The sequence below is a fragment of the Mesorhizobium sp. genome, from assembly GCF_005063415.1.
Taxonomy (GTDB): Bacteria; Pseudomonadota; Alphaproteobacteria; order Rhizobiales; family Rhizobiaceae; genus Mesorhizobium.
Window position 1 is genome coordinate 63620 of sequence record NZ_SUEG01000003.1, and the last position, 23855, is coordinate 87474.

Genomic DNA, 23855 nt, shown 5'->3' on the forward strand with positions numbered 1-23855 from the left:
TTAGTTGAGCGGTGCGACGCAAAGTGCGCCGTCCTCGAGAAAGGCCTGTACCGGCCTTCCTCGCGAGGAGGCGTCCATCTCCTCGGCGGTGCGGTACCAGCCGTCCACCGCCAGCAGTTCGGCTTCGTTTTTCCGGCAAAAGATGCGAGCCGCGGAATTTCCCGTGGCGCCGGCGAACGCACGTCCACGCAGCGTGCCGTAGACGTGAATCGATCCTCCGGCGATGATCTCGGATCCGGAACTGACGGAGCCGACAATGACCACATCGCCATCGGGATGAAAGATCGACTGGCCGGAGCGGATCGGTGCCTTGATCATCAATGAGTTCGGCGCCTCCGGCTCTTCCGTCTTGGCCTCAGCGGCGGCCTTCGGGTCCGGCTGCACGTAAAGCGCGTCAGCGGTGGCCTCCTTGGCGCCAACGAGGAGCGGCGGCAGATCGGCGTCGAGAGCAACGTTGCCATCGGCCTCGATCGCGTAGATGCGAATCCCGCGCTCCGCGAGCTGTGAGACCAGATCCCGCATCTCGCCCACCTCGGGCTTGAGCATAGTCAGATCGAGCACGACCGGACGGCCGGCAAAGAAGCCGGGAGAGTTTTCGGTCCAGTGATCGAGGCTTTGCAGCCATTCCCCTAACGGGGCCTCAGGGGTGAGGGTGAAGGCTACAAACGAGCGCGCTCGAAAGCGTATGGACTTGTTTTGGATGGGAGCGACGCAGGTCACAGAGGCGAGTCCTTACTGATTGGTTAAAGCTAGCCCGGCATGGTTAACGAAAAGTTAATGGCGGCTTCCCGAGGCGTTGGGGGAGGCATTCTTTTTGCCTCCGATCGCCCCGCCGGCGCCTTGCTTCCGATGCACGACGAGGCTCTCCTCGTGGCTGCCTGGAGGCGTCTCCAGTTCACTAGGTCGGCCGACCGGTATACGATTGCCATGAACGCCGAGCCTACTAAGGAGTCGTCGACTTGACTACCATTGCCAAGAAGTCGGTCGCGGATCGCAGTCGTGCTACCTATGATCTTGGCGCGACGGCCATCTTTGCTTCCAAATCAGACCCGCGCTTTCACTATTGCCTGTATGTGCCTCCCGCGGTTGGGGAAGGGGCCAAAGTCGATCTGATGGTCGCCATCCATGGCACCGGCCGCACCTCTTTTCTTGGATTCCGCGACGCGTTTTCCGAGTTCGGACGCTGGAACGGCTGCGCCGTTTTGTGTCCGCTGTTTCCAATCGGCGTTCTCGGGGATGATGCCCGCAGCGGATACAAGTATATCCTCGAGGGCAACATACGCTACGATCGGGTGCTGCTCGCCATGGTTGAGGAGGTCAGCGCCAAATACAGTCAGGATTGGAGCCGCATTGCCATGTTCGGATTTTCCGGTGGCGGGCATTTCACGCATCGTTTTGCTATCCTGCATCCCGACAGGCTCTGGGCGGCCTCAATCGGCGCGCCAGGCTCGGTGACCTTGCTCGATCCGACGCGTGACTGGTGGGTGGGCATTCGTGATCTGCCGGAGAAGTTCGGCATCACCTTCGATGCCACAGCGCTGGCAAAAGTGCCTTTCCAGATGATCGTCGGCGACGCCGACCTGGAAACTTGGGAAATCACTCATGTCCAAGGCAGCGCCCATTGGATGCCGGGCGCCAACGATGCCGGGCGAACACGGCCGGAACGCCTCATGGCATTGTGTCGATCGTTCGAGGCAGCGGGTGCGCGCGTGCGCTTCGATTTGCTGCCAGGCGTATCTCATGAACGGGACGCGGTTCTCGATTCGGTCAAGGATTTCCTCGCCCAACAACTCAAGGAACGACGGAACGCCTCACGATGAATCGTTGGGCCCCAGCCCGTGAAGAGATTACGGCAATCAAAGCCCGACCACGTCGATCGCATCCAACCGTGACCCTGCTGCCGTGCGCGACAACTAGAGCAAGGTTTCGTACTGATCGCCAATCTTGTCGACTGTGAAATCCGCCGCCCTGCTTTTCAGCACGGCAGCAGGGGTGGGGTGGTCCAGCATCTCGGCCATCGCCTCCGTCAGGGCTGCGGCGTCACCGACTGGCACCAAGGTGCCGAAACGGCCGTCACCGAGTATCTCGCGCGGGCCATGCGGAGCATCGGTGGAGATTACGGGGACACTAGCAGCCATGGCCTCGACCAAGACGTTGCCAAAGCCTTCGCTGGTGGATGTAAGGACGAACAGATCGGCTGCGGCATAACAGGCTGCGGGATCGTTGACGTAGCCGGCAAAGAGTACGTCCTGGCCAATGCCGATCTGCTCGGCATAGGCGTGCAATTCGGCAGCCAGCGGACCTTCGCCGAAGATGACGAGCCGGGCAGGGCGGCCGGCGCGCAGGGCAGCGAAGGCCCGCAGCAAAGTCCGGTGGTCCTTGACCGGCACGAGGCGTCCGGCGGTGGCGATGACCGGGCCATCGCCCATCGCCGCCAACGCTGCCTGCCAGGCATAGGAATTCCTCTGCGGTGCTTCAGCCGGCGGCAGCGGGTTGTTGATGACGACGACCTTCGATTGCGGGAAGCCGCGGGCGATGATGTCTCGGCCAACACCCGCCGAAACGGCGATGGCTTTGGTTGCGCGCGCGGCAACCAGCGCGGAAAGCCAGATCGCCAGCTTCGCGCCGAGGCCGCTGGCAGGCAGCGAGGCGGCGGCGTGGAAGCTTGGAAAGAATTTTGCCCGGCTTCTGGCCAACATGAGTGACAGCGCCACCACCAGATTGGCGAATTCCGGAGCGCTATAGACCGCATCAGGATCAAGGCGGCGGAACAAATTTGCGCTTCGCACGATGCCTTTCAGCGTCGCCGACTTGGCGTAACCCTCGCCTCGCAAGAGAAGGCTGAAGTCGACCAGATGCACGGCAGCGGAGCGCAGCTCGGCGTTAGGGCCTTGCGCGTTCCAGGTAAACAGCGTGACCTCGTGGCCACGCGATGCCAGTTCATTTGCCATCAGGACGAAGACACGTTCGGCGCCGCCGCCCCTCAGGCTGGCGATGTGGAAAACGATGCGCTTCGCCATGCCCTGCTTCAGGCTCGGCTGGCGGCAAGGACTGATCGGTTCGGCGGCCGGCGCATGTCGCGGATGATGCCCATGCCGATGGCCAGCAGGATGCCCAGGGCAAAGCCGGCGAACGCTCCGGCGCCTGCCACCAAGGCAGGGCGCGGTGGCCAGGAGCGCCCTGGTGGCGGCACCGCGGTCGAAATCACCTGTACGTTTGTGGTGTCGATCTGCTCGCGCTCGCTGATTTGGCGCGCACGTGACAGGAAGCTCTCATAGACCGCTCTCTTGGACGCGGCATCGCGTTCAAGCTCACGCAGGGCGACTTCGGACTCGCTGTCGGTGAAAACATTGCTCTTCAGATCGTTCATCCTGGAGCTGAGAGAAGCCAACGAGGCCCTGGCCTTGTCCAGGCTGGCCTTTGCCGTGCCGACGGTGCGGGAGAACTCGGCCCGGAGTTGCGAGTTGACGGTCTCGAGCTCCGTCCTGAGCCTGACAATCGTCGGGTGGCGCGGACCGAAGGTCATAGACTGTGAATCGATCTGCTGCCGCAGGCTGTTTGACCTGTCGCGCAGCGCTGCGAGCGCTTCCGAAACCGTGGGGTCGGGATTGGCCCCATTGATACCGGAGGCAACCAGGGCGTCGTAGCTTGCCTGCGCGGCGATGACACGCGATTGCGCATCGACGATTTCCCCATTGAGCTGCGTCAGCGTCTGCGAGCTGACGAGCTGGCCATTGCTGGACGACAGGTTGTGGCTGCGCCTGTAGCTCTCGACCTTCTCTTCGGCAGCCTGCACGTCGCTCTTGAGTTGGCCAAGCCGGCTGTCAAGGGCAGCCGCGGCACGGCTGGCGCCGGCAGCTTCGGCCTTGGCCAGTTCTTCCTGGAAGTTTTTGACTATGGCCTGCGAGACCAGGATCGCCTTGGTGGTGGTTTCCGCAGATACCGAGAGGGTTGTGACAAACGAGGTCGGGTCCGCGATGGCGTCTACCCGGTCCGCCAGGTTCTTCAAGGCGATGAGCCTCGGGTCGGGCTTCGCCACAGCGCCAGACGAGGATGTGCCCCGGTCCGGATCGAAAAATTCTGGATCGTGAGTCAGATTCAGTTCGTCCACCACACGGGAAAGCACGTTGCCCGAGGTCAGGATGCGCTGCTTGCTGCGCGTGCTGAGCAGCTGGCTATCGACCTGGCCCGGTTGCGAGTAGAGGTCGTTTTCCACAACCTGCAAATTGGATGGATTGATGAGGACCTCCGTCGTGACGGTGTAACGCTGCTTGCTCAGCAATGCATAGGCGCCGCCGACAATGCCGCCGATTACCGCCAGCATGAAGGCCAGGGCGAGGCCGGCCCGCAGCCATACGAACAGGCGTCGAAAATCGAGCTCGAGAAAATCGCCGATCTTGTCCAGGGTCACCGTCGCGACAGGCTCTGGAGGTTGCGGCGTCACCGGCGCGGAGCTTAGCGCCGCGAATGGGCCATGCTGTTGCAGCAATGCCCTGCGCCGTGCATTGGCGATACGCTCGAATGCACTGTTATTGGAAGCCGTCGCGGAGATAGGGGGTGTGCCGGAACCGGCAGACATGGTGACAACCCTTGTTAAATCATTACGCTTGGCCTGCTCTATAGAAACATCGTTAACATCTTATTTTCCAAGTTGGCCCATTTTACTGTTCATACACCCCGTCCGTCCGGCGGACGTTGAAGGGATTTCGTTGCCCAGAATGCCGTTCGAATATCGCCATTTGGATGGGCCATGAGCTATCCCGCTGCCGCTTCGGAACGATTATCATCCAGCCGAGCGCGCCGTCAGAACGCGCTGTCGCTGCTGTTTTTCCTATGCGCGGCGTTCGCGCTCCTGCTTCGCTTTACGGTGTCGCCGCAGGTGATGAACATGGTCGTCGACTATACGGCCCAGGGAGGCTCGTTCTACGAAAAGCTGCATTTCGGCACCTATGCGATCATCCTGCTGCTTCCTATCGTTCTTTTCAGCCGGCCGTTTCTGCTGCACGGCGACGAAATTGGAATATTCAAGGCGCTGATCCGCTATTCGGTGCTGATGTTCGTGCTGGTGCCCTATCTGTTCGTTACCGGCCGTGCGGGCTCCTCCGGGTTCATCATAGATACCTATCTGGTGGCCGGCGCCACAGGCCTGTTGATGCTGGCATTGAATGCAGAGGTGCGGCGGGCGCTGGGAGACGTCGTGCTTGGAATGGCGATCCTGAGCGCTGTCATCGGCACCATCGAGGCGGTGACTCAACATCGGCTGTTGCCCTATGGGTTGAACGAACTGCAATTCAGGCCAACTGGCCTGTCGGCCCATCCGCTGGCACTGGGCGCGCTCTGCGCCACAGCCATCGGATTCGTGCCGCTGACGCACTGGCGCATATGGGCGCGGGTGATGGCGATCTTCCTGTTGTTCATCGGTTGCGCTGCATCGGGCGCTCGCGCCGCGCTGATGCTCGCCACCGCAGAAATCCTCATTCTGCTGCTGTTCGTGCCTTGGCCGGGCCTGTCGCTCAAATACGAGCGGCAGGCCAAATTTGTCGTACTGATGTTCACCGTCACGGGTGGCGCGGTGCTCGTGGCAGTACTGTTTGCGGGCGGTCTGCTGAATCGGTTCAGCAACACCATCTTCGACGAAAACTTCATGGCCCGGGTGACCATTTATCAGGTGTTCGGACTGGTCAGCTGGAACGACATCCTGTTCGGCATGAACGTTGACGACCTGCTGGCGATCGTCCGGCAGAAGCTGCATCTGCCCTACATCGAAAGCGCGCCGGTGGTAATTATCTTGCTCTTCGGCCTGCCCATAGCTCTGCTGTTCACAGCGCTGATATTCTGGTTCGTCTTCCGGCTGCTGCGCGGGGCGCCGCTGCCGGCATGGATCGGCACCATAACGTTCTTGCTTGCCGCGCTGTCAAACAACGCGCTTTCGTCAAAAACGCCGGACATGACGATCATCGTGGTGTTGCTGCTTGCCTACAGGAACCAGCCCTACAGAAACCAGCCGGAGAGCACGTCTTCGGTCGCTGCATTCCAACCTGAAGCCGGCTGAGATCCGTTAAGCACGGGCCTCAAATCCGGTCAGCCGGCGCTGTCCACGACCTCGACACGTCCCGCGCGGTTGAGCGTGTGAATGCCGGACCGAGCCCATGCCGTCCCGGGATCGATTGGCTGGGGCAGTTCGAAACGGACGTCGAAATCATCAAGCCGATCCAGTCGCATCAAGCCCAGGCCGCCGCCATAGGCTCTCGAGCCGTTTTGCACCGGCAGCAGCAAAGCGTCGCCCTGGCGGATAAAGGCGCCGCCCGGCCGAGTGGCGGAGTGGTCGACCGCGACCGGATTGAGCGCGTGCGCAGCCCAGGGCCCACGCAGCGCCGGGGCGGAATAGACGGCCATCGTGTCGGACGCGCTGCCGTGACCGAACCGCTCAGTCCCCAACAGCCAGAAGCGGCCGTCGGATTCGAGCAGTGTGGCGTCGTTGAAATCCCTGTCCGTCATCAGCACCGTATCGCGTATCCAGCGATCGGGAAACTGCACGGCACGGTAGAGCACCAGTTCTCGCGCCGTAGCGCTTTCAGGGATCATGAAAATCTCGCCGGAGTGAGCGAACACCTGCGGATATGACAGGTGATGCGCTTCCTCCAGCACCATTTTCGGCACGCCGAAAGTGCCGTCGGTGCCAAGTTCGGCGACAGAAATTACGCCGCGGCCGATGGCGTAGGGGAACTCCTCGACAAAAAGAAAGTGGCGGCCGTCGCGCTCGAGAACGAACGGATCGGCGTAGAATCGCTGCCCGTCATCGGCAAGCACGGTGAACGGCTTGCCATCCAGCTGTCCGGTTTCGGCGACGCCTGGACCGTCGATCAGCCGGTAAGCAACCTGCCAATAGAAGGGGCGCCGACCACGTCGCAGTTTTTGCACGGCGCGGTCAACCAATCCCCTGCCGAAAAAGGGCAGATAGTGCCTGATAAATCCGCCTTTCTGCAGGGGCGGCGCCGGGCTCTCGGCAATCGGCGCAAGTTTGCCCGTGGAGAAGCGGGCTACACATTGGGCAATCAGGGAGATGGTGCCGGCGAGCAGGTCGTTGCTGGTTCGGGAGAGCCAGAGCCGATCACTGATCATCGGCCGCGCCCTGGCGACGGCAACGCCGTCGAGGCGCGCGGTGAGTTCGGGCAACCGCCCGCTCGCCAGCATCTCGGTCATGCCTGCGGCAAAGCTGCTGTGGCCGCAAAATTCGAGCGTCAGGACAGGCATACGCCGTCGTGCGGCGGTAGCGGTGAGATCGACTATAAGATCGACTGGGCTGGTATCGCCGGACGGCAACGGCCCGGAACGGCTTGCCAGTGAGGGGCCGAAGCGCCGGTCCTCGAGCGCCAGCACATTATCCATCCCGCGCGCATTGGGTTCAGGCGTCGGCGCGCGGCTACTCGAAACCGCGTGTCCAGCCGCACTCAACCGCGCCAGAAGCTCATTTTCCCAGCGCCGGGATGCGTTGGCGTGGCCGATGATTAAAATATTAGTCAATCCAATATATTCTTTTTCAAGACTATCACCATAGACTACTTGTCAGCCCAACCTTTCACAAGAGTTAAGCCGGGAGAACGCGGCCTTGGTTGTTAATCATATATTAAGAATTGAGATCACGAAGGCGCTGTCCGGCGCTATTATGGCTCTTGCGGGCAATAGTCGGCATGTCCCGAGGGCTGCAGGCGACCAGGATCAGCGATGAACGTCCTTTCACGTCCAAAACTGCCGTCCAGGCAGAAACTGCTGATCGTGTTCGGCACGAGGCCGGAGGCACTCAAATGCTTTCCAGTGGCGCGTGCCGCCCTTGCTCATCCAGGCTTCATCACCGAAATATGCATAACCGCCCAGCATCGTGAAATGGTCGACCAGGTTGTCGAGCTGACCGGCCTGCCTGTGCATCACGATCTCAACATTATGCAACCCGGCCAGTCGCTGTTCGACGTGACCTCGCGCGTGCTCCTGGGCATGGCCGAGGTGCTGGACAAGGCGAAGCCCGATATCGTCATGGTACAGGGCGACACCACCACGGCGATGGCCGCGGCTCTGGCTGCCTTCTACAAGCGTATCCCGGTCGCTCATGTCGAAGCAGGATTGCGCAGCCACAACATCAACTCGCCGTTTCCTGAAGAACTGAACCGCAAGATTGCCGGCGACATCGCCACCTGGCATTTTGCGCCGACCGTTCAGGCGCGCGACAACCTCATCGCCGAAGGAAAGGCCGAAAGCACCATCTTCGTGACCGGCAACACGGTGATCGACACGCTGTTGCATTTTTCAAGCGCGATCGATGCCGACAGGCTGATGAACGCGAAGCTCGCTGCCCGCTTCCCCTTCCTCGACCCTTCCAAGAAAATGATCCTCGTCACCGGCCATCGCCGCGAGAATTTCGATGGCGGCATCCAGCGCATCTGTACGGCGTTGACGGGATTGGCGGCGCGCGGAGACGTGCAGATCGTCTACCCTGTCCATCCAAACCCCAATGTGAGCTCGGTGGTCAACGCAGAGCTAGAAGGCGTGCCGAACATCCATCTGGTCGAGCCGCAGGACTATCTGCCGTTTCTGTACCTGCAGAAGCAGAGCTATCTGGTGCTTACCGATAGCGGCGGCGTGCAGGAAGAAGCGCCTTCGCTCGGCAAGCCGGTGCTGGTGATGCGCGAAAATACCGAACGACCCGAGGGGATCGTGGCCGGCACCGCCCGTCTTGTCGGGACCGATGTCGAGAAAATCCTGTTCAACGCCAATCGCCTGCTCGACGATCAGGCTGCCTATCGCGGCATGGCGGAACGACACAACCCATATGGCGATGGCCGGGCCAGTAACCGGATTGTTGAGGAACTGCTGCATCATGGCTGAAATCAAAACCGTTTCCGTAATCGGCATGGGCTATATCGGCCTGCCGACATGCGCCATTTTCGCCAGCCGCGGGCTCAACGTCATTGGCGTCGATGTCAACGGAGCGGTCGTCGAGAAGGTCAACCGCGGCGAAATCCACATCGTCGAGCCGGACCTCGACGGCCTGATCCAGAAGGTCGTGGCTAACGGCAAGCTCATGGCCTACAGCACGCCGCAGCCGGCGGACGCCTATATCATCGCCGTGCCGACCCCGATGACCCACGACCATAAGCCGGACGTGACCTACGTGCTGGCGGCGGCACGAAGCATTGCGCCGGTGCTGAAGCGGGGAGACCTTGTGGTGTTGGAATCGACATCGCCCGTCGGAACCACGCGTATCATGACCGGGCTGCTTGCCGAGTTGCGGCCCGATCTCAAATTTCCTGTCCAGCACGGCGAAGACGCCGATGTGCTGGTTGCCTATTCGCCCGAGCGCGTGCTGCCGGGAAAGGTGCTGACCGAGCTGATCAACAACGATCGCTCGATCGGCGGATTGTCGCGCAAATCGTCGGAGCGGACCGCGGCACTCTATTCGACCTTCGTCACCGGCGACCTGTTCATGACAACGGCCGAAAGTGCTGAGCTGGTGAAACTTACGGAGAACGCGTTCCGCGACGTCAACATCGCCTTTGCCAACGAGCTTGCCGCCGTGTGTCAGGACCTGTCGCTCAATGTGTGGGAAGTGATCGATCTCGCCAATAGGCACCCTCGCGTGAACATCCTCCAGCCGAGCCCGGGCGTTGGCGGTCACTGCATTGCGGTCGATCCATATTTTATCATCGACGCCGCACCCAACAGCACGCGGTTGATGGCTTCGGCACGCCGGATCAATTCCGAGCGGCCCATGTCGGTGGTCAGGGATATCGAGGCCTTGCTCGACCCCTCCCGCAAACAGACGATTGCCTGTCTTGGCCTCAGCTTCAAAGCCAACATCGACGATTTGCGCGAGAGCCCGGCCGTCGAGGTGGTGAAGCTCCTGTCCGATATCCCCAATGTGAAGATCATTGCGGCTGAACCCAACACAAATTCGCTGCCGCATGAGCTCGAGGGCAGGGGCATCGTGTTCACCGACGCACTTTCGGCCATCGACAAATCCGACATCGTCGTCCTCCTGGTCGACCATCGGCAATTCAATCTGGTCGACCCCGAAGCGCTCAAGGACAAGAAGCTCGTCGATACGAGGGGTCTGTGGACGTGGCGCAAGGCACGCAAGCCCGACGCCCGCATCGAAGGCAAGAAACCAGAGGTCGCACAAGTGACGCTTGCAAGGGAGCAGGCCGCATGAACGCGCACGCCCCGGCATGGGCGCAGCATTCCCTATTGGCGTCACGGCGCCGGGAGTTCCTTGGCGCACCTATCCATGCGCTGACCATGGCAGAGACGCTGGCCATCGCCGACGAGGCGATGACCCTGCGGCGGCCGCTGCATCATGTGGTCGTGAACGTCGCCAAGCTGGTGACCATGCGCCAGAATGCCGAACTGCGCGAGGACGTGGCAGGGGCGGACGTGGTCAATGTCGACGGCATCGGCGTGCTTTGGGGTGCACGTCTGTGCGGCGTCGCGCTGCCCGAGCGGGTGGCGGGCGTCGACATCATGATCAATCTACTGAGCCTCTGCGCGAAGCGTGGATTCAGGCCGTATCTGCTGGGGGCCGAACAGCACGTTCTCGACGCGGTTGCAGCGAGACTTGCCAGGGACCACCCGAGCCTCAGCATAGCGGGAACGCGCAACGGCTATTTCAAGCCCGAGGACGAGGCCGGGATCGTCGCGGCGATCAACGCCTCGGACGCCGACTGCCTGCTGGTGGCCATGCCGACACCGCGCAAGGAGCGCTTTCTCAAACGCTACCGCGATGAACTCGCCCCAAGCTTTGTGATGGGCGTGGGCGGCAGTTTCGACGTCTATGGCGGCAAGGTTGCCCGTGCACCGAAGCTGATACAAGCGACCGGCCTGGAGTGGCTGTTCCGTGTTGTGCAGGAGCCGCGACGCTTGTGGCGCCGCTACTACGACACCAACACTGCCTACGCCGGGCTGCTGTGCCGGGAGTTCTGGGAGCGTCGCTGGCGCCGAAACGCCGGTTTATAGGTTCGCGCTCCCCCACAAAACAGCCGTTGGCCCTGGACTTCGCTTTATGCGATCCGCAGCCGAGCCCGCAGCTGGGCGACGAATTGCGTCGCTGCCACGGGGTGGAACAACGAGGTCAGCCCGAAGAAAACCGCAGTGCCGGCGGTGCCGCCGGCGACAAGCGAGAAGATCGCCGGCACGTCGCCCACCACCATGCTGGCAAGCTTGGCGGCCACCCCCGTGCTGACCGAGATGACCACGGAAACACCGATGTCGCGCCACGGCACCGGCACCGGCGTGAGCCGCTCGCTGATGATAATGCAGGTTATGGAGCCCACCACCGAGCCGCCCGCCAGCGCCAAAGCGGCGCCGATCTCCGCCATCGGGGGGATCAACAGCAGGGACAATGCGATTGTTGCCCCCGAGCCGAAGAGATTGGCGATGATCAGCAGCCACGGCCGCTTGTGCGCGTGCACCACGACGCCATAGACGAAGCTGGTGAGGTTGGCGCACAGCACGCTGAATGCAATGATCGGAAACAGCAGGCCGAAGCGGCCGTGATATTGCGAGGGCAGCATGAGCTCGGTGATATCGCTGCTGAGCGCGACCAGCATCGCTGCAATCGGCAGGCAAAGCCGCATCATCAGCGCCATCAGTTGCGACAGCAGCCGGCCCGACGCCGCGGGCCCATCCTCGTCGAACCGGCTGACCACCTCGGGAAAGGCGCCCATGTTGATGGCGTTGGCGACCATGTCGATCGGCTGGCGGGCCAGGGCATAGGCTGCGGCGAAGATCGCTACAGCGCTGGCATCGTAATAGATCTTGAGGAACAGACGCTCCGCGCTGTTGAGCCCGAAACCTACCAGCGCCATGATGACCAGCGGCACACCGAGCGCAAAGAAGTCCCTGTGGGTGAAGCGCGGCGGACCGGTAACGACCCGTCGGTATGCCATGATCCCCGCCACGATGCCGGCAATCAAGGCGCCGAGGCTCGAGCCGAGCGAAACCGTCAGAAAGCTATCCTGGAAGACAAGAATGGCGCCGATCGGCAGCGCGAGTTGCAGCAGGGCACGCAGGGCTTCTAAGATCGAATAGACCGAATGGCGCTGCTGCATCTGCAGCACCGTCAACGCGAAGCGGCTGATGGATCCGGCGACCAGATAGCCGCAGACCGCGATCGCGAACTCAACCCAGCGTTCCGGCACGACCACCGCCGACGCGCCTACCGATATGACCAGTGCCAGGGCCGTGGTCGCAAGCAACACCTGCCCGGCCAGCATCAGGCTGCCGCGGCTGACCTCGCCCTTGCCGCCCAGCCTGAGCAAGGCGATGCGCAGCCAGTTGGTGACGGCAATGTCGGTCATTTCACCGACGGTCACCACCAGGGTGAGCAGGCCATACTCGGTCTGGTCGATCAAACGCGTCACGACGACCAGCAGGAGCAGCGCCGAAATTCGCGTCAGCAGGATCGCCGGAGCATAAATGAGCGTGGAACGGAGCAGCAAGGGCGTGTCCCTGGAAAACTCACCTTCGACTAGCCGCCGACTGGCGGGAAATCCAGCGCGATGACGCCGAAGGGTGAACAGATTCAGTTTGAACTAAAAGATTTGCCGTAAACCTTATCGGGAACGTTTGCTTTGCAGTTACCCGGTCTGTGTTATTCAGAGTACCATCATGTTGCAGCGCCTCATATCCGATCGAAAAATACATGTCCTGGTCGCGACGCCGTCGGGCGTTTCGGGGCAGGGCGGCATCGACCGCATCATGGGGGCGCTGAAACAAGAGTTCGAACGGCAAGAAATTGCCGACATCGATGTGTGCTTCCTTGCCAGTCGTGGCCCGGGGCATGTCGGACTTTCGATCTTCTATATGCTCGGCTTTTGCTTACGGATGCTTAAAGCGCGTCTGGCTGGACGCGCCGATGTCATTCATATCAACATCTCAGTTTCCGGCAGCACCTACCGCAAGATGGTGATCGCCGCCTGCGCACGGCTGCTGTCGATACCCTATGTCCTGCATTTGCACGGGGCGCAGTATCAGACATTCTGGAAGGCCGACCGCGGTTTCATAAGCCGCCGTATCAAAGCTCTGTTCGAGCATGCCGATCGGGTAATCGTTTTGGGCAGGCTTTGGCGCGATTTCGTCGCCGACCGGGCGCCGGGCGCTGCCGGCAATATCGTGATCGTGCCCAATGCGACCGAAGTCCCGTTGCTGGCGCATGTCGGCGGCGGCGACTATGTGCACATCTTGTTCCTCGGTCGCATCGGCGACCGCAAGGGCGTACCGCAATTGCTGGAGGCACTGCACCGCATGAGCCCTGTCAAGAATTGGCGCGCGACGATTGCCGGCGATGGCGAAGTCGAGGCGGCACGGAAAAAGTCAGCCGCGCTGGGGATTGCAGACCGGATCGCCTTTCCGGGTTGGGTGGGACCTGACGATGTCGCATCGCTGATCTCTTCGGCCGATATTCTGGTTCTTCCCTCCTTCGCCGAAAATCTGCCGATGTCGGTTATCGAAGGCATGGCAGCCGGTCTGGCTGTGGTGGCGACCCCGGTTGGCGCGGTCGAAGACATAATCACCGACGGGCAATCCGGGCTGCTGGTGCCGCCAGGCGATGTTACAGCGTTGACCGACGCGTTGAGCCGCCTCGTGGAGAACCCGGCACTAAGGGCAAGGCTTGGTGCCGGTGCCATGGCCGTGCATCGGGAACGGCTTGAGCTCGCCCCGTTTGTCGGCGCAATCTGCGATGTCTGGCGGTCGGCCGCGTCAAGCCGTCAACCGGTCAAGCGCTGAGGCCGACGATCGCGGCGGCGCTTCGAGCCTGAATTCGCGGTGGAATATCTCCAAATTCAACAGCGCCCATATCAGCTTTTCGTGGTCTGCGGCACGCGTGGTGTGTTCCGAGACGATTTGATCAAGCTGTTTCGGACTCAGATAGCTGCGAATAACGGAGTGAGGCGAGCAAAGATGGTCATGCACGTAGTTCCTCATCGATCCGCGAAACCATTCGGCGACCGGTACCTTGAACCCGACCTTGCGGCGGCTGAGAATTTCCTCCGGAAGAATGTTGGCCATGCTGTCGCGCAGGATCTGCTTGCTGTGCAACCAACCTAGCCTGTAGCGATCGGGCAATTTGCTGACGAACGAAACCAGGTCGCGATCGAGGAACGGCATTCTTCCTTCGATCGAACCGGCCATCATCATGTGGTCGCCTCGTTCCAGGAGATTGTCAGGCAGCCACGACGTCTGATCGAAAAACAGCACCCGGCGAAGATGGGAAGCCGTGGCGCTTGACGAGAACGGAAAGTCGTTGCGCGCATAACGGCGATTTGCGGACGCGCCGATCAGGCAAGCGCGCTGCTGCGCGGAAACGGCTCCAAACCAGGAGACCATCCGGGCGGCAAAGTCCCTTTCGCCCGCGGTGCGGGCAAACGTATCGACCTTGGCCGACGCGCCTGGCATGGCGCGTACCAAAAGGGAAAGGACGTTATCGTGCAGTGCGGCTGGAACAAGCGACTGGTAGATCCCGGCCAGTGATTCCGCGCGATGCTTGGGATAGCCGCCGAGAATCTCGTCGGCTCCTTCTCCGGTGAGCACCATCTTGACGTCCTGCGAGGCTCGCTCCGACATCAGGTAAATTGGAATATCGCTGCTTTGCGAAACAGGTGCGCCGCGTTGGCGAACCATCGCCGGCAGGTGATCCATCAGATCGCCTGGCTGGATGACAAGTTCGCAATGATCGGTCTTGAAATGATCGGCAACGCGCCGGGCGAATGCAAGTTCGCTATAGGCCGCGTCGTCGAAGCCGACGGAAAACGTGCGAATGGGCGTGGCGCTGTGCCTCGCCATCAGCGCGACGATAGCCGAGGAGTCGAGTCCTCCGGAGAGAAAGGCCCCAAAAGGTGCATCGCTGCGCATTCTGATCTCGACGGAATGGTCGAGCAGTTCCAGAAATCGCCGCTTGGCGGCTTTTCCGTCGATCCGCTCGGTCAGGGCCGCCTGGTCCGGAGGCGTATAGTAGCGCGTTTCCTTGACTACTCCTCGCGACCAGACAGCATAGCTTCCAGGATTGAGCTTGCGGATCTGTTTAAAAAGCGTGCGTGGTCCCGGCACATAACGCCAGTTCAGATACTCGTGCACGGCACCCAGATCGAGTTGCTGCGCATCTTGCCGCGACGACAATAATGCGTTGATCTCCGAGGCAAACAGCAGCGATTTTTCGCTTTGCATGAGGTAAAGCGGCTTTTCCCCGAAGGGATCCCGGCCGAGGATCAATTCCTGCCTCTGAGCATCCCAGAGGGCAAAGGCGAACATGCCGCTCAGCCGGTCGAACATGGACAAGTGCCACTGATCGTAGGCTCGGAGCAGCACCTCGGTATCGGAGCGCGTTCGAAAATGATGGCCAAGGCCGATCAGTTCCTGGCGCAGCTCGATGTAGTTATATATCTCGCCGTTGAAAATTATTCTGAGACGACCGTCCTCAATCTGCATCGGCTGATTCGACTCGGGCGCCAAGTCAATAATCGCCAGGCGGCGATGGACCAATGCCAATTGTTCCTCGCCGGTATTCAGGTCCAATATCTCGGTGCCTTCGGCATCGGGACCGCGATGCCGCAATGCGTTTGACATTCTGGCGGCCTGCTCTTGTGGATTTTCGGCCGTTCGACCGATCCATCCGGCAATTCCACACATCGTTCCCCCCTAGGCGCGCGCATTCCTCCACTCCAGTACAACAGATGTGTTAAACACTCCGTGCCAACACAACCCAACCGGGAGAAAGCTGCAACAGGCCGTTCCTCGATCAAGCCTGGCGGTCAGGGGTTGCCACCGGTTGTTCGCTGGTGAGGGGGAGTGACGGCACCTATGGCAGGCCCAATGCCTGCAGCATCTCCGGGTCGGGTACCGGGGGGCCATCGGGCCGGATGAGGCTCATCCCATAGGGATTGGAGAACTCCCAGACAGACCATGGGATCGCAAAGCGTTCGGCCTCTCGGCGCACTGCCTTGAGATAGCGCGAACGGTCGGCCTCAAAGGCGCCCATGCGGCCGTCCGCTGACATGAGGATAGCGCCGAATTCGCCCATGAAGAGCCGCCGGCTGGGAATGCCATGGCCTTCAGCCCAGTCGACAGCCTGGCGAAAGCTCGCCTCCAGTTGGCTCTGGCCCCAGTTCTGCTCGAAATGTATCGCGATTGCTTGGCGCGCGGTGGCCATGTTCATCATCTGCTCGACCCTGCTTAAGCCGGCAGCTTCCATCCGCGCTCTAAGGGTTTCGGTCACCACTTCGGGTGTACTGCTGTCGGCCGGCCAGGGAAGTCCCGAAGCAAAGCTGATTGTGTCATCGGGCCGCTGGTGGGTGAAGCTGTGCGGCTCATACATATGGAAGCTGTAATAGAGGTTTGGGTCATCAAAGCCGGGGCTGAGGTTGACCAATCCGGCAAGGCTGCCGCCGCAGGCGCCGGTTGCAACGATGGTAAGTTCGCTGCTGACCGCTCGAATGTCGTGGACGGTCCCTGCCATGATCCGCTGCCAGTCATCGCTGCCGCTCGCATCGCATGGGTAGTATGCGGGTTCGTTGTAAGGTTCGAGGGCGACTCTGTCGGTGCCTATCTTGACCAGCATGGCGGCGACCGCCACAACCATTTGACGATAGCGGGCAACGCCCTCGCTGTCGGCGCCGCCATAGATCATCTCCATGCTGTAGTCGGGAACCTGAGTGACGCCATGCAGGTCGAAAACCACCTTGAGGCCGGTCGACGTGATCCGCTCCACGGCGGTGGCAAGTATGTCCAGCGCCTGCTGCCGCCTGGCGCCCTCGCTGGCAAGCAGAGGGCCGGGATCGACGCTCAGCCGGACGAAGTCGAAGCCCATCGATCGGATGTGGGCAAACACCTCCCCGTCGGGCCAATCGGTGAGTGGTCTGCTTCCCGCAAGCCACTCCTTTTCGCTGCGATAGGGCGGCCAAACGTAGGTTCCGTCTTTCTCCACCGGCGACCAGTTGAGCCACTCATGCACACCAACGCCGCGCTTGAGAGGGATGGGCGCTGCCTCGGCCGCCATGACCAAGGCGAGCACCCAGGCAACAACACACACCGCTTTTCCCATCGCTGTCTCCACATGCTCGCGGGAGATATTAACCGCAACGAACGGGGAAAAGGATTGCCAGCGCGCAGGTTTTCGACGGCATGGTATACAAGGTCCGAAACCCGGACGGAGCCTGCATGAGAATCGGCTGGTACATCAACCGATTGCGCAGCATGGGACCGGCCGAGGTGTTGCACCGGCTGATGGAGCAACGTCGAAGGATCGCGTCGCGCCGCCGCGATGATGGGTGGGAGCGCTATCCATCGCCGCAGTTGCACCCGGTGCTGCCCGGATTTCGTCATGCTGCGCTGGCAGCGACCGACGCTCAACGGCAAGCCCTAGCGGCGGCCGCGCAAGAGATGCTTCAGGGCCGGTTTTCGGCACTCGGGCGGACATGGCCAAAGCGTGAGCCCGATCTTTTGTTTCCTGCTGAGCTTTGGCGTCTTGATCCGGTAACCGGCAGGCTTTGGCCTGGCCCCGAGGCTCATACTTTCGATATCGATTTTCGCGATGGCGGCGAGCTTGGCGATATTAAATATGTCTGGGAGATCAACCGGCTGCAGCAATTGCCGCCACTGGCTGCACACCTGCTCCTCAGCGAGGATAATCGGTCCCGGAGTGCCATTGAGTTGGCGATCGGCAGTTGGCATTCCGCCAATCCGCCGTTCCGAGGCATTGGCTGGGCTTCCGGCATCGAAGTAGCGCTGCGAGCCATCAGCCTGATCGTCACCCTGGACCTCGTCCGCGACCGGCTTGACCCGGCGACACTGCGGAAAGCCGGTGAAATACTCGCGGCAAGCGCCTATTGGCTGCCGCGGTTTCCATCGCGATATTCCTCCGCCAACAACCATCTCGTCGCGGAATTGGCTGGCGAATATCTGGTCGGCCTGGCGCTCGGAGCCGAAACCGAAATTGCCCGCAGCGCCCTCCTGAATGAGACGCACAAGCAGATTCTTGCCGACGGCGCCGGTGCCGAGCAAACGCCGACCTATGCAGCCTTCAGCGCCGAACTCATCTTGCTGTGCGCCGCCGCGGCCCGCCAGGCGGGAACGCCGTTTCCCTCGGCTGTCGAAGCGCGTCTGGGCGCCTTCGCCAATTTCGTCGGCTGGCTGCCACAGAAAGCCGCCCGCTTCGGCGACGACGATGAGGGCCATGTGCTGAAGCTGGGCGACGAGCCGAACTATGTCCTATCCGTCGCGGCCGCCATCCACGGCTTACTGGGGACGCCGGGCAACGCGCCGGAGCCTGACGATTTTCGTTCGCTTTTCTTTGGTGCGCCGTCGGGCCCGGCGCCCGCGGCGCATGGCTTGCAGACATTCGCGCAAGGCGGGCTCTCAGTCTGGCGCGGAGCAATGAATGGCCGCAATGTCGAACTGACGTTCGATCATGGACCGCTTGGCTATCTCTCGATAGCGGCGCACGGCCATGCCGACGCGCTGTCGCTTACCCTGTGCATCGACGGTGAGCCGGTGCTGGTCGATCCCGGCACCTGGCTTTACGGTTCGGGAGGCGCGTGGCGCGACTGGTTCCGCTCCACACCGGCGCACAACACGCTGAACATCGAGGGTAAAAGCCAAAGCACCATCGCTGGAAATTTCAACTGGTCGCACAAGGCAGTCGCAGCGCTGGTGGAGAGCGAGCCGGGAACGCACTGGAGGCTGAGCGCCCGGCATGACGGCTATAGAAGCCGCTTCGGCGTCGTGCATCAGCGCACTTTGGCGCGCCAGGCCGATGGCATCCTCATCACCGACCAACTGCTCGGCGGCACGCGCCAGTCCGAGATCGTCTTCCAACTGGCCGCCGGCCTCCATGCCGACCGCCACGAAGATACGGTCACGGTGTTGCGCGGCGACGAGGCGCTGTTGGCTATCCGCTTTCCCGATGCTGCGCTCGACATCGGCGCCGGCGGTGACATGCCGGGGCAAGGCGGTTGGGTTTCACTGCGTTTTGGCACCAGGCAGCAAGCCGAACGCCTCGCTTGGCACGGTGAAGTGGGCGAAGCCGGGATCGATATCCATCTTGCCCCAATTCACCCGCCGTAACGGCAAAAACCGGTGCCAATGTAGAGTTGCGCGGCGAGTTCCAGCCGTATTCGACATTAATTACGTTTGGACATTTAGCGGTTTCGTTACCGTTGATCTGCTAGTCTCGCACCATCCAGCCTGCTTTGCCCGCTGCGTCCGCAACAGCCACTGGTTGCAGGCGGCGTAGCGAGTTTGGCGGGAATTTTGTGCTTTGCTATTCGCCAGATCGCCTTCTTACGACCCCAGACTGCCTTCTTACGACCAGGAGCCGCTGCAACGATGTTTTCCGAATTTGCCAGGGCGATTGTGGAAAAACTTTCGAACGTCAATCTGACCACGCTCGGCCTGCTTCTCCTCACCGCACTGGGCAGCGCGATGATCGCCTACTGGCGAACTGCCGAACATAAGTCCCTCAGGGACTTTTTCGACTTCGCCTTCCCACAGGAAGTCATCCTGCACCCGTCGGCGCGAGCCGACGCCCTGTTCTGGATCACGAAACGGGCGATGATGCCTTTCCTGCTTATTCCTGCCGGCGTCACCTTCGTCGTTGCGGTGGGCTATGGCACACGCGAGGCAATTGGCTGGCTCCTTAACATCCATGCGCCGCTTCTCGGCGGCCCGGCGGGACCGGTGACGATCGTCATCTTCACTGCAACCATGCTGGTCGCCTATGATATTTCATACTACCTCTACCACGTCGCCCAGCACCGTTTCCCGTTCCTGTGGGAATTGCACAAGGTACATCATTCGGCCGAAGTGATGGTGGGGATCACCAAGGACCGGGTTCATCCGCTGGACGATTTGATGAACCGTATGTGGGATGGCGTCATCCCGGGCATCTGCTTCGGTATCTGGAGCCTGATCGCACTGGATCCGGTAGAGGTCGCTATCTTCGGCATCAACGTCTACGTCATCCGCAACATCCTGATGATGGACTTTGTTCGCCATACGCATCTCAAGATCTCGTTCGGCCCGTTGAACAACATCATCCTGTGTCCGCACTGGCATCAGGTGCATCACAGCATCGACCCTCGTCACTACGATAAGAATTTCGGCCTGCTTTTTTCGTTCTGGGATCGTCTGTTCGGAACGCAATTTGTCCCGGAGCCGGATGAAGACCTGAAATTTGGCCTGGTCGATCGCGATGTGCGCGATTACCAGTCGCTTTTTGGGCTCTACATCATGCCGCTCAAGAAGATGGCAAGGCATGTCATGCGACTGTTTCACAGACGGCCCAATGTGGTCGCGCAGCCACAGGACAGTTCTCCTTCATGAACACCGCCGTTTCCATCGACGTCCTAGGCGCGGAGCGCCTGGAAATCGTCCGTTCGGCGGATCGCCTGGCTGCGGTCGAAGCCGCTTGGATGGAGCTTTGGCATCGTACCGACGGGCTGATCTTTCAAAGCCATGCCTGGATTTCGGCATGGTGGAGTACCGTACAACGCCGCGACCAGCGCGCGTTGCGGATCGGTCTGGTCTGGAAGGGCGAGAGACTCGTTGCTGTCGTTCCGCTGGCGATCGGCAGGCGCAGGGGGCTGCGGTTTCTCGAATGGGCGGCCGGCAGCTATACCGACTATGGGGATATTCTCGTTGCCCCGGAATGCTCGTTGTCGGCGCTGCAGGAGCTATGGACCCAACTCTGCGATGCCGGTGGCTTCGATCTTGCCTTGATCAATCGTCTCTCGCCGGATGCGGCGGCCCGCAAAATTTTCACGCCGGGAGCTTCCAGCGGCATCAGGCTTCGTCACTTTCACCGAACGGAAGTCAGCTATCGCGTTGCCGGACAATGGGAAAGCGGAGCGGCATGGTTTGCGGACCAGTCGAAAAAGACGCGCCAGAACTATCGGCGCGGCATCAAAGCGCTGGAAGAAGCCGGAGAGGTGAGATTTCGCCTGCTTGCGCCCGACGAGCCGCTGCAACCGGTACTGGAGCGCCTCGCGGCCTTGAAGCGGAAATGGCTGACCGAGCGCATGCGTGAGTCAGATCTCTTCGACGAGGGCGTGCCGGTACTCGCCGCGCTCGTCGATGCGTTGGCGCGCGCCGGCGTGCTGCATATCTTCGTCCTCGAATGCCGCGGTGCGATGGTCGCGGTGTCCATCAACTTCGTCCAGCGCGGCGTGATGATGGCTTTCGTGACCACCTTCGATCCGGATTTCAGCCGGGCGTCGCCGGGTGTGATCCTGTTGATGGATTACGTGCAGTGGTCGATCGATCACGGCTTGAGCATGGTCGATTTCCTCTGTGGCGCAGAGTCGTTCAAACACAAATTCTCAACGCAGTCGGTTACGCTGGAATCCGTCATCGGGACGCGCACGGCACAGGGTGCGCTTGCATCTCTTGCCGATCGTGTCCTTCAGACCGTCAGGCATATGCGCGAGCGTTCATCGGCAGCACCAGAGGGACGCGATACGCCCACTCAAGCCGAAGCAGCCTTGGACTAAAGCGTGTCGCGTTCGATCGGCCTCATGCGACGCGCTTTAGATTCTTGTTTTTATCCATGTCGTTATCGCTAAACCGCTGCACACTTTTGCGCGACATGCATCAGAACGGTTCATCGTTTCACGGAAACGCCGAACCGCCCCATCTTTTTTGTTTTGACGCAATTTCGGACGAAACCGTTCACACTTTTCCTGGAATTGCTGTAGCGGCCCGCTCGTAAAAAAGCTCAAATGAAGCGCGGTATCGGACCGTTTTGCGGCGTGGTGCGGTCGCCGAGGTCGAGGAAGATTTCGTCGATGTAGCACCATCCCCAACCCTCCGGCGGATCGTAGCCTTCGATGACAGGATGGCCGGTTGCCCGAAAATGCTTGGTGGCATGACGGTTGGGCGAGTCGTCGCAGTAGCCGACATGGCCGCATGTGCGGCAGAGCCGCAGATGCACCCACTGCGAACCGCTCTTCAGGCATTCCTCGCAACCGAGCGCGCTCGGCGTCACGTCGCGAATATCCCCGGCATGCCTGCATTCGTCTGCCATCATACGCTCCTGACCAGTTGTGGCGCCACGGCGAGACTGCCATCGTGCGCGAGATATGCGTGCAGCGCTGCAACCACCTGGGCGCCTTCGCCGACGGCAGCGGCGACGCGCTTGATCGAGCCGGAGCGCACGTCGCCGATGGCGAACACGCCGCCGCGGTTCGTCTCCAGTGCACCACGTTCCTGGCCAATGTCAGGCCCGGTGCGAACGAAGCCCTTCGCGTCCAACGCCACGCCGCATTGCGCCAGCCAGTCGGTGTTCGGGTCGGCGCCGATGAACAGGAAGAGGTGGCGGATTGGACGTGCTGTCTCGGTGTCGCGGTTGCGCCAGCGCACTTTGCCAAGATTGCCGTCGTCGCCTTCCAGTGCCGCAATCTGCGTCTCAGCCAGCACTTCGATGTTCGGCTGTGCCCTGACGCGCTCCACCAGATAGCGCGACATGCTCGCATCCAAGCTGCTGCCGCGCGCCAGCAGCCATACCTTGTTCACATGCGCTGCCAGATAGACAGCAGCCTGGCCAGCCGAATTGCCGGCGCCGACCAGGGCCACCTCTTGCCCGGCGCAAAGCCGCGCTTCGATCGGCGAAGCCCAGTAATGCACGGAGGTTCCCTCGAATTGCGCCAGGTTTGCCATGTCGAGGCGGCGATAGCGCGCTCCGCTGGCGATCACCACCGACCGTGCCCGCACCGTCTCCCCGCTGCCGACAGCGAGCGTGTAGTGGGCGCCGGACGTGTCGCTTGCACTGCCGAGCAGCTTTGCCTCGTCCGGTATCACCATCTCGACGCCGAATTTCTGCGCCTGATTGTAAGCGCGCGCCATCAGCGCCATCCCCGAAATGCCGGTCGGGAAACCGAGATAGTTCTCGATGCGCGAGGAGGCGCCCGCCTGTCCACCAAAGGCACGGCAATCGAGCACGATCGTCGACAACCCTTCGGAAGCCGCATAGACGGCCGCCGCGAGGCCGGCCGGTCCGGCGCCGACAATGGCCACGTCGTACAGCTTGCCGGAGTCGATTGGCCTCACCAGGCCGATGCAGCGGGCAAGCTCGTTCTCTCCGGGATTGAGCAGCAGCTTGCCGTTCGGACAGAGCACGATCGGCAAATGGTGGATATCGACATGGAAGCGTTCGATCAGCGTCTTGGCGCAAGGATCGGTAGCCGAATCGAGAACCCGATGCGGCTGACCGCTGCGGGCCAGAAAACTTTGCAGCCGCAACACGTCGCCGCTGTCGACCGGTCCGACAATGATCGGTCCGGCTGTGCCGCTCTCGAGCAGGCCGACACGACGCAGGATCAGCGCCCGCATGATGCGCTCGCCGAGGTTTGCTTCCTGCACCATCAGGTCCCGCAGCCTTTGCGAGGGGATGACGAGCGCCTCGACCGGCTCGACCGCCTCCACATCCACCAGTGAGGGCCGGGCTGAAAGCTGCGCCAACTCGCCGACGAAATTGCCCGCACCGTGCGTGACGATTGTTTCGCGCCGGCCGAAGCTGCCGCCCTGGATGATATCCACCTTGCCGGACAGGACCACGATCAGACCGGGTGCCAGCTCGCCGGCTTTGACGATCTGTTCGCCCGTGGCATAGGACACGGCTTCGCCGAAACGGCCCATGCGGTCCAGGTCCGCCTCAGCCAGCGCTGGAAACATCTGATCGCGACGGGCAATGGAGGTCGGATTCGCGGATTGAGACATGGTTCGAACCTATCGCCGGTGTCCGACAGTTTGAAGCGGTTTTTTGCGGCTTGCGGCCGGTAGTAACCTAGTCCGCCTGTCGGTAAACGCTGTGCCCTTCG

General features: G+C 61.4%; 18 protein-coding genes. 9 read left to right on the forward strand and 9 right to left on the reverse strand.

The genetic code is table 11. The features are described 5' to 3' along the window. On the reverse strand, positions 1–720 hold the full coding sequence (gene minC / locus E5W70_RS01955; RefSeq protein ID WP_292653776.1) for a septum site-determining protein MinC: 720 nt from the start codon (positions 718–720) through the stop codon (positions 1–3). Between the two features lie 239 nt (positions 721–959). Between minC and E5W70_RS01960 the strand changes: the two genes are divergently transcribed. Then, positions 960–1820 carry an alpha/beta hydrolase gene (locus E5W70_RS01960; RefSeq protein WP_292653777.1) on the forward strand — a complete coding sequence of 287 codons (861 nt, stop codon included), beginning with the start codon at positions 960–962 and terminating at the stop codon, positions 1818–1820. A 93-nt stretch (positions 1821–1913) separates the two neighbouring features. On the opposite strand, the gene E5W70_RS01965 is transcribed toward E5W70_RS01960, so the two are convergent. Beyond that, positions 1914–3020, reverse strand: a complete 1107-nt coding sequence (locus E5W70_RS01965) for a glycosyltransferase (protein ID WP_292653778.1) — start codon at positions 3018–3020, stop codon at positions 1914–1916. Between the two features lie 8 nt (positions 3021–3028). Continuing rightward, the gene (locus E5W70_RS01970) at positions 3029–4579 is read right to left on the reverse strand and encodes a GumC family protein (protein WP_292653779.1); all 1551 of its coding nucleotides are present in this window, start codon (positions 4577–4579) and stop codon (positions 3029–3031) included. A 171-nt stretch (positions 4580–4750) separates the two neighbouring features. Here E5W70_RS01970 and E5W70_RS01975 point away from each other — a divergent pair, with 171 nt between their 5' ends. After that, positions 4751–6052, forward strand: coding sequence for a VpsF family polysaccharide biosynthesis protein (locus tag E5W70_RS01975; protein WP_292653780.1), 1302 nt, complete (start codon positions 4751–4753; stop codon positions 6050–6052). 29 nt (positions 6053–6081) lie between these two features. On the opposite strand, the gene E5W70_RS01980 is transcribed toward E5W70_RS01975, so the two are convergent. After that, positions 6082–7389, reverse strand: a complete 1308-nt coding sequence (locus tag E5W70_RS01980) for a hypothetical protein (protein ID WP_292653781.1) — start codon at positions 7387–7389, stop codon at positions 6082–6084. Between the two features lie 336 nt (positions 7390–7725). On the opposite strand from E5W70_RS01980, the gene wecB reads away from it, so the two are divergent. The 3 genes from wecB to E5W70_RS01995 are packed head-to-tail and all read left to right on the forward strand — an operon-like array spanning position 7726 to position 11004. After that, positions 7726–8880: a UDP-N-acetylglucosamine 2-epimerase (non-hydrolyzing) gene (wecB, locus tag E5W70_RS01985; protein WP_292653782.1), complete on the forward strand. Its 1155-nt coding sequence runs from the start codon at positions 7726–7728 to the stop codon at positions 8878–8880. Next, positions 8873–10204 (forward strand): UDP-N-acetyl-D-mannosamine dehydrogenase, encoded by a 1332-nt coding sequence (gene wecC, locus E5W70_RS01990; protein ID WP_292653783.1) that lies wholly within the window; start codon positions 8873–8875, stop codon positions 10202–10204. Before wecB ends, wecC begins: the two co-directional genes overlap by 8 nt. Next, entirely contained in the window at positions 10201–11004 is an 804-nt protein-coding gene (locus E5W70_RS01995) for a WecB/TagA/CpsF family glycosyltransferase (protein WP_292653784.1), read from the forward strand. Before wecC ends, E5W70_RS01995 begins: the two co-directional genes overlap by 4 nt. Positions 11005–11048: 44 nt before the next feature. Here the strand turns inward: E5W70_RS01995 and E5W70_RS02000 are convergent, their stop codons facing one another. Further along, positions 11049–12488, reverse strand: a complete 1440-nt coding sequence (locus tag E5W70_RS02000) for an oligosaccharide flippase family protein (protein ID WP_292653785.1) — start codon at positions 12486–12488, stop codon at positions 11049–11051. Positions 12489–12657: 169 nt separating this feature from the next. Here E5W70_RS02000 and E5W70_RS02005 point away from each other — a divergent pair, with 169 nt between their 5' ends. After that, entirely contained in the window at positions 12658–13776 is a 1119-nt protein-coding gene (locus tag E5W70_RS02005) for a glycosyltransferase family 4 protein (protein ID WP_292653786.1), read from the forward strand. Here E5W70_RS02005 and asnB read toward each other — a convergent pair. Together asnB and E5W70_RS02015 are read right to left on the reverse strand one after the other, a co-directional pair. Further along, positions 13750–15675 carry an asparagine synthase (glutamine-hydrolyzing) gene (asnB, locus tag E5W70_RS02010; protein WP_292653787.1) on the reverse strand — a complete coding sequence of 642 codons (1926 nt, stop codon included), beginning with the start codon at positions 15673–15675 and terminating at the stop codon, positions 13750–13752. The two genes, E5W70_RS02005 and asnB, sit on opposite strands and share 27 nt — an antisense overlap. A 169-nt stretch (positions 15676–15844) precedes the next feature. Then, positions 15845–17086, reverse strand: coding sequence for a cellulase family glycosylhydrolase (locus tag E5W70_RS02015; RefSeq protein ID WP_292653788.1), 1242 nt, complete (start codon positions 17084–17086; stop codon positions 15845–15847). Between the two features lie 116 nt (positions 17087–17202). Between E5W70_RS02015 and E5W70_RS02020 the strand changes: the two genes are divergently transcribed. The 3 genes from E5W70_RS02020 to E5W70_RS02030 all read left to right on the forward strand — a co-directional run bounded on the left by E5W70_RS02020 (position 17203) and on the right by E5W70_RS02030 (position 21530). After that, positions 17203–19107, forward strand: a complete 1905-nt coding sequence (locus tag E5W70_RS02020) for a heparinase II/III-family protein (protein WP_292653789.1) — start codon at positions 17203–17205, stop codon at positions 19105–19107. Positions 19108–19368: 261 nt separating this feature from the next. Further along, on the forward strand, positions 19369–20364 hold the full coding sequence (locus E5W70_RS02025) for a sterol desaturase family protein (RefSeq protein WP_292653790.1): 996 nt from the start codon (positions 19369–19371) through the stop codon (positions 20362–20364). Then, the gene (locus E5W70_RS02030; RefSeq protein WP_292653791.1) at positions 20361–21530 is read left to right on the forward strand and encodes a GNAT family N-acetyltransferase; all 1170 of its coding nucleotides are present in this window, start codon (positions 20361–20363) and stop codon (positions 21528–21530) included. The genes E5W70_RS02025 and E5W70_RS02030 overlap by 4 nt, the downstream gene beginning before the upstream one ends. Before the next feature lie 224 nt (positions 21531–21754). Here E5W70_RS02030 and E5W70_RS02035 read toward each other — a convergent pair whose 3' ends face one another. Then, positions 21755–22066, reverse strand: coding sequence for a UBP-type zinc finger domain-containing protein (locus E5W70_RS02035; protein WP_292653792.1), 312 nt, complete (start codon positions 22064–22066; stop codon positions 21755–21757). After that, on the reverse strand, positions 22063–23754 hold the full coding sequence (locus E5W70_RS02040; protein WP_292653793.1) for an FAD-dependent oxidoreductase: 1692 nt from the start codon (positions 23752–23754) through the stop codon (positions 22063–22065). Before E5W70_RS02040 ends, E5W70_RS02035 begins: the two co-directional genes overlap by 4 nt. Between the last annotated feature and the right edge of the window lie 101 nt (positions 23755–23855).